This is a genomic window from Kurthia sibirica (genome assembly GCF_003143975.1).
Lineage (GTDB): Bacteria > Bacillota > Bacilli > Bacillales_A > Planococcaceae > Kurthia > Kurthia sibirica.
Genome location: NZ_QFVR01000044.1, coordinates 1 through 5,631 on the forward strand (window position 1 = coordinate 1; position 5,631 = coordinate 5,631).

At 36.0% G+C, this 5,631-nt stretch carries 5 protein-coding genes; all 5 read left to right on the forward strand.

The features are described from left to right. Positions 1-305: ABC transporter ATP-binding protein (locus tag DEX24_RS16545; protein ID WP_487246499.1), on the forward strand; the 305-nt coding region annotated here is incomplete at its 5' end. 805 nt (positions 306-1,110) lie between these two features. Continuing rightward, the gene (locus DEX24_RS16550; protein WP_170112987.1) at positions 1,111-2,748 is read left to right on the forward strand and encodes a peptide ABC transporter substrate-binding protein; all 1,638 of its coding nucleotides are present in this window, start codon (positions 1,111-1,113) and stop codon (positions 2,746-2,748) included. 126 nt (positions 2,749-2,874) lie between these two features. Further along, the gene (locus DEX24_RS16555) at positions 2,875-3,807 is read left to right on the forward strand and encodes an ABC transporter permease (protein WP_109307485.1); all 933 of its coding nucleotides are present in this window, start codon (positions 2,875-2,877) and stop codon (positions 3,805-3,807) included. After that, positions 3,804-4,721 carry an ABC transporter permease gene (locus tag DEX24_RS16560; RefSeq protein ID WP_109307486.1) on the forward strand — a complete coding sequence of 306 codons (918 nt, stop codon included), beginning with the start codon at positions 3,804-3,806 and terminating at the stop codon, positions 4,719-4,721. Before DEX24_RS16555 ends, DEX24_RS16560 begins: the two co-directional genes overlap by 4 nt. Positions 4,722-4,736: 15 nt before the next feature. After that, positions 4,737-5,631 (forward strand): ABC transporter ATP-binding protein (locus DEX24_RS16565; RefSeq protein WP_109307487.1); only part of this gene is annotated, 895 nt, incomplete at its 3' end.

Genomic DNA, 5,631 nt, shown 5'->3' on the forward strand with positions numbered 1-5,631 from the left:
CGTATTTATTCATCGCTCATGATCTTTCGATGGTTAAATATATTTCGGACCGTATCGCAGTTATGCGCAATGGACAGATTTTAGAATTAGGTACATCTGAAGATATTTATTATCATCCGGTGCATCCATATACAAAATCACTACTATCAGCAATTCCATTGCCAGATCCACGATCAGAAGCAACACGTACACGTATTCCTTATGCACATGAGGAAACAGGGGAACATGGTAAGTCACATGAAGTATTCCCAGGGCATTTTGTCTTTGGTACAGATGAGCAAATTAACACTTGGCGTCATAAATAATAAATAAAACCGCAACAATTCCATTGTGAATTGTTGCGGTTTTTTAGTTTTAATCGATAGGATTCAAATGATTTTTTAGAAAGAGTTCCACAGCAAAGAAACGGCTAGAAATGTAAGGCATATGAATTTAGAGTGGGATGGTTTGCTCTTTTTCGTACGAAGATTTACTAAATAAAAGTATAAAGCGATCGATTTGTATTCATAGGAAACAAACGAATAGAAAAAGTGACATCTATTTTAGAGCATGTGAATGATTCTTTTTTGCGTCTAAAAATGATGAAATGAGTAAATGCATATTTTAATAGTAGAAACGCATATTCTTTTATTGAATAGATAGATAGTAATTTGTGTATATTATTATATTGAGATAATTTTATGTAATTAATTCAGAAAGAAATTAGTCGTATTGGTAAAATTTCATCGTTTAACAAAAAAACAAATACCGTTAAATAGCTATTATGGAATATTGAAGAATAAAAGAGAAATAGTGTCAAAATAGAGAGATTTAATGTAAATTGGTCTATTTTTATTTTATTACACTAGCGGGGTAGTGTGATAAAAGATGCAGTTATTTATTTCGGAAAGTGAAAAAAAGCGAAAATCGATGCACCATTCAATAGTAATTTTTTGTCAAAAATCGATAAAATCGCTCTTCTTTTGTTAAAATATTAGAAAAATATAAAATTTTCTAACTTTTTGAAAAATAATGTTTTTAATTTTCAATACATTTTGATATTATAGTAATTAGCTATACAACGTAGCTGTTTTTCTATTTTAAATAAAAAGTTCAAAGAGGGGGATTTTCATGAAAAAGAAAACGGTATTGTTAGCACTTATTTCAATCGTAATGTTAGTGCTAGCGGCATGTGGTTTCGGGGGTAAAAAAGAAGAAGGTACAAAAGATAGCGGTAAGGGGAAAGATTCTAAACAAGATTTAAATCTTGTTATTCCATCAGAGCCACCAAGCTTAAATCCACAACTAGCGACAGACAGTACTTCAGGTGCAGTTTTACGCTCAGTATTTGAAGGTTTAACGCGCGTTGATAAAGATGGTAAAGTTCAACCGGCTGTCGCTGAGAAAATTGATGTAAGCGATGACAAAAAAACATACACATTCCACCTACGTGATTCTAAATGGTCAAATGGTGATGCTGTAACGGCAAAAGACTTCAAATATGCTTGGGAATTTGCTTTAAATCCTAAAAATGCTTCTGAATATGCTTCAATTCTTTACTCAATCAAAGGTGCTGAAGCATTCAACCTTGGTAAAGGTAAAGTTGAAGATGTAGGTATCGAAGTGAAAGACGATAAAACATTAGTCGTTACTTTAGAAAACCCTACACCATATTTCACTGAAATTACTGCTTTCTATACGGCGATGCCAGTAAATGAAAAAGTAGCAACAGAAAATAAAAAATGGTCTGCTGAAGGTGGAGAAGGTTACGTATCAAACGGACCATTCACATTATCAGACTGGAAACACTCAGCTTCTCTTACACTTAAAAAGAACGACAGCTATTGGGATAAAGAAGCTGTATCTCTAAACAATGTTAATATCAAAATGGTTGAATCAGAAGCAACTGCAAATCGTATGTTCAAAAATAACGAGATCGATTTCCTTGGTTCACCATTCCAAACAGTTCCACTTGATGCAATCGATGGTTACAAAAAAGATAAATCTCTAAATATTGAAGATTATGCTGCAATCTATGAGTATAAAATGAATACGACTGGCGAGTTTACTAAAAATGTAAACATTCGTAAAGCTTTAGCACTATCAATTGACCGTCAAGGACTAATTGATAACGTAGTTAAAGGGGAACAAACACCAGCACTTGGTATGGTTCCAACTGCAATCGCTGGATTCGAAGATGATCGTGGTTATATTACAGATAATAATTTAGACGAAGCGAAAAAAGCTTTAGCTAAAGGTATGGAAGAACTAGGTATTAAAGATGCGAAAGACGTTAAAATCAATATCTCAATCAACACTTCAGAAGCACATGCTGCAATCGCACAGTACATCCAAGAGGGTTGGACTAAGAACTTAGGTATTACAACAAAAATCGACAACTCTGAGTGGCAAGTATTCTTAGACAAAATGTCTTCACTTGACTACACTGTAGGACGTATGGGTTGGATTGCTGACTATAACGATGCTTACACATTCTTAGAGCGTTATGATTCTGCTAAAAATGGTAACAACGATACTGGTTGGGAAAACAAAGAATACACTGATTTAATGAAAAAAGCAGTAAAAGAAACAGATGAAGCTAAGCGTGAAAAACTTCTTAAAGATGGTGAGAAGATTCTGATGACTGAATTCCCAGTTGCACCAGTTTACTTCTATACAAACCTTTGGGTTGAAAAAGATTATGTTAAAAACATGGCTCCAACAAGCTTAGGCGAAATTAGCTTAAAAGATGTTAAAATCGAGAAATAAATAATAGGCGGCTAGACGAAGTAGTCTAACCCTATCATTTAAAGTATTAAAAGGGGCTACTCTTAGTCGAGAATTTCGATTAAGGTAGCTCTTTTCTATTTGAAAAATCATGAAGGAGGTAGTGAAATGATTAATTATTTATTAAAGAGACTCGCTTATATTTTAGTAGCATTATTTGTTATTGTTACAATTACATTCTTTTTAATGCGTATAGCTCCTGGTAGCCCATTCGCATCTGAAAAAAATTTCCCACCTGAAATTACTGCCCAGTTAAATGCCCAATATGGTTTAGATAATCCTTGGTATGTTCAGTATAAGGATTACTTAGTACAAACAGCAAAATTAGATTTTGGGCAATCAATGAAATACAAGGATCGTTCCACAAATGATATGATCTCCGAGAGTTTCCCCGTATCTCTAACCTTAGGTATAGAGGCCATGCTCCTCGCTGTAGGACTTGGTGTACTGATTGGTGTTGTTTCGGCACTTTATCATAATAAATTTCCCGATTACTTAGCGACAACAATCGCTGTACTCGGTATTTCTGTACCGTCCTTTATTTTGGCCGGTTTATTACAATATTTTATCGGTTTAAAATTACACTGGCTACCAATAGGAGGTTGGGATGGTTTTAAATACAGTATATTACCTGCTTTAGCAATCGCCTTTACTCACATGGGCTTCATTGCGAAGTTAACTCGTTCAAGTATGCTTGAACAAAATCATAGTGAATATGTGAAGATGGCACGTGCAAAAGGCTTAGGAAAATGGACGACTGTTTTCAAACATACTTTGCGAAATGCGCTATTGCCAGTTGTTACATATTTGGGACCGTTAACTGCCGGCGTTGTAACAGGTAGTTTCATCGTTGAACAAATATTCGCGATTCCAGGTTTAGGTAAATATTTTGTAACATCTATTACCAATCGTGACTACACCGTAATCATGGGTACAACAGTATTCTACTCAATTATTTTATTATTTGCAGTATTGCTTGTAGATATCTTGTATAGCGTAATCGATCCTCGAATTAAATTTAAAGGAGCGAAAAAATCATGACACAAAAAATCCCTGTCGAAAAATTTAATATCGTCGGAATAGATAATAGTAAAAATGATCAGCTCGCAAAAAAATCCGTATCGTTTTGGTCGGAAGTTTGGCATCGTTTTTCGCATAATAAATTAGCCATTGTTGGTTTAATCATTATTACTATCGTCGCATTAATGGCAATTTTCGTACCATGGTTATCTCCTTATAAATATTCGGATGTTCTTGGTAATTTCAATCACCCGCCGAGTGCCAAAAACTGGTTTGGTACAGATGATTTAGGACGTGATGTCTTTACGCGTGTTTGGTATGGTGCACGAATTTCATTATTCATCGGTCTTTCTGCGGCTATTATCGATTTAATTATCGGTGTTGCATGGGGCTCAATCGCTGGTTTAGCAGGCGGACGTGTCGATGATATTATGATGCGTATTGCAGATGTTTTAACAGCGGTTCCTTATCTATTAGTTGTAATCATCTTACTAGTTGTTATGCAACCAGGATTACTCCCAATGATTATCGCGTTATCGATTACAGGTTGGGTAAATATGGCCCGTATCGTACGTGGTGAAGTATTATCAATCAAAAATCAAGAATATGTACTGGCAGCTCGCACACTAGGCGGACGTACAGGACATTTAATCATGCGCCACTTAGTACCAAATGCTTTGGGAGCTATTATTGTAACAATGACGTTAACAATTCCAAGTGCTATTTTCACGGAGTCATTCCTATCTTATATTGGTCTGGGTGTATCACAACCACAGGCGAGTTGGGGAACGATGGCTTCAGAAGGGAATAATGCCATTGATACTGCACCATGGCGTTTAATATTCCCAGCATTATTTATTTCGGTGACGATCTTCGCATTCAACGCCATTGGTGATGGATTGCGCGATGCACTTGATCCAAAACTAAGAAAATAGGAGGTGTGGAAAAAAATGGCTGAAACAATTTTAGAAGTAAAAGATTTGAAAATCAATTTTAAAACATATGCTGGAACTGTACAGGCGGTACGTGGTGTTAACTTTTCACTAGAGAAAGGAAAGACATTGGCTATCGTAGGTGAATCAGGCTCAGGTAAATCCGTTACGAGTAATGCGTTGATGAAATTAATTCCACAGCCACCAGGCATTTATGCAGGCGGAGAAATTCTTTTTAATGGCAAGGATTTAGTAAAATGTACAGAAAATGAAATGACAAAAATACGCGGTAATGAAATTGCGATGATTTTCCAAGATCCGATGACGGCATTGAATCCAACGATGAAGGTCGGTAAACAGATTATGGAAGTGATTTTAAAACATAAGAAATCAACACAAAAATCAGAAGCCAAACGCCGCGCAATTGAGCTATTAACGGAAGTGGGTATTCCATATCCAGAAAAACGTTTTAACCAATACCCACATGAGTTTTCAGGTGGTATGCGTCAACGTGTTGTTATCGCGATTGCATTAGCGGCAGATCCAAAATTATTAATCGCCGATGAACCAACAACTGCACTAGATGTAACGATTCAAGCGCAAATACTGGAATTGATGAAAGATATTCAGCGTAATAGTAGTACATCCATTATTTTCATCACACATGATTTAGGTGTAGTAGCTAATGTAGCTGATAATGTAGCGGTTATGTACGCTGGTCAAATTGTCGAATATGGGACAGTGGATGAAATTTTCTACAATCCTAAGCATCCGTATACTTGGGGGTTACTTGGTTCAATGCCTGATTTGGAAAACAAATCGGATGAACTATTACGTACGATTCCAGGTTCACCACCCGATTTAATTCATCCACCAATTGGCGACGCTTTTGCGGCGCGCAATGAGTTTGCGA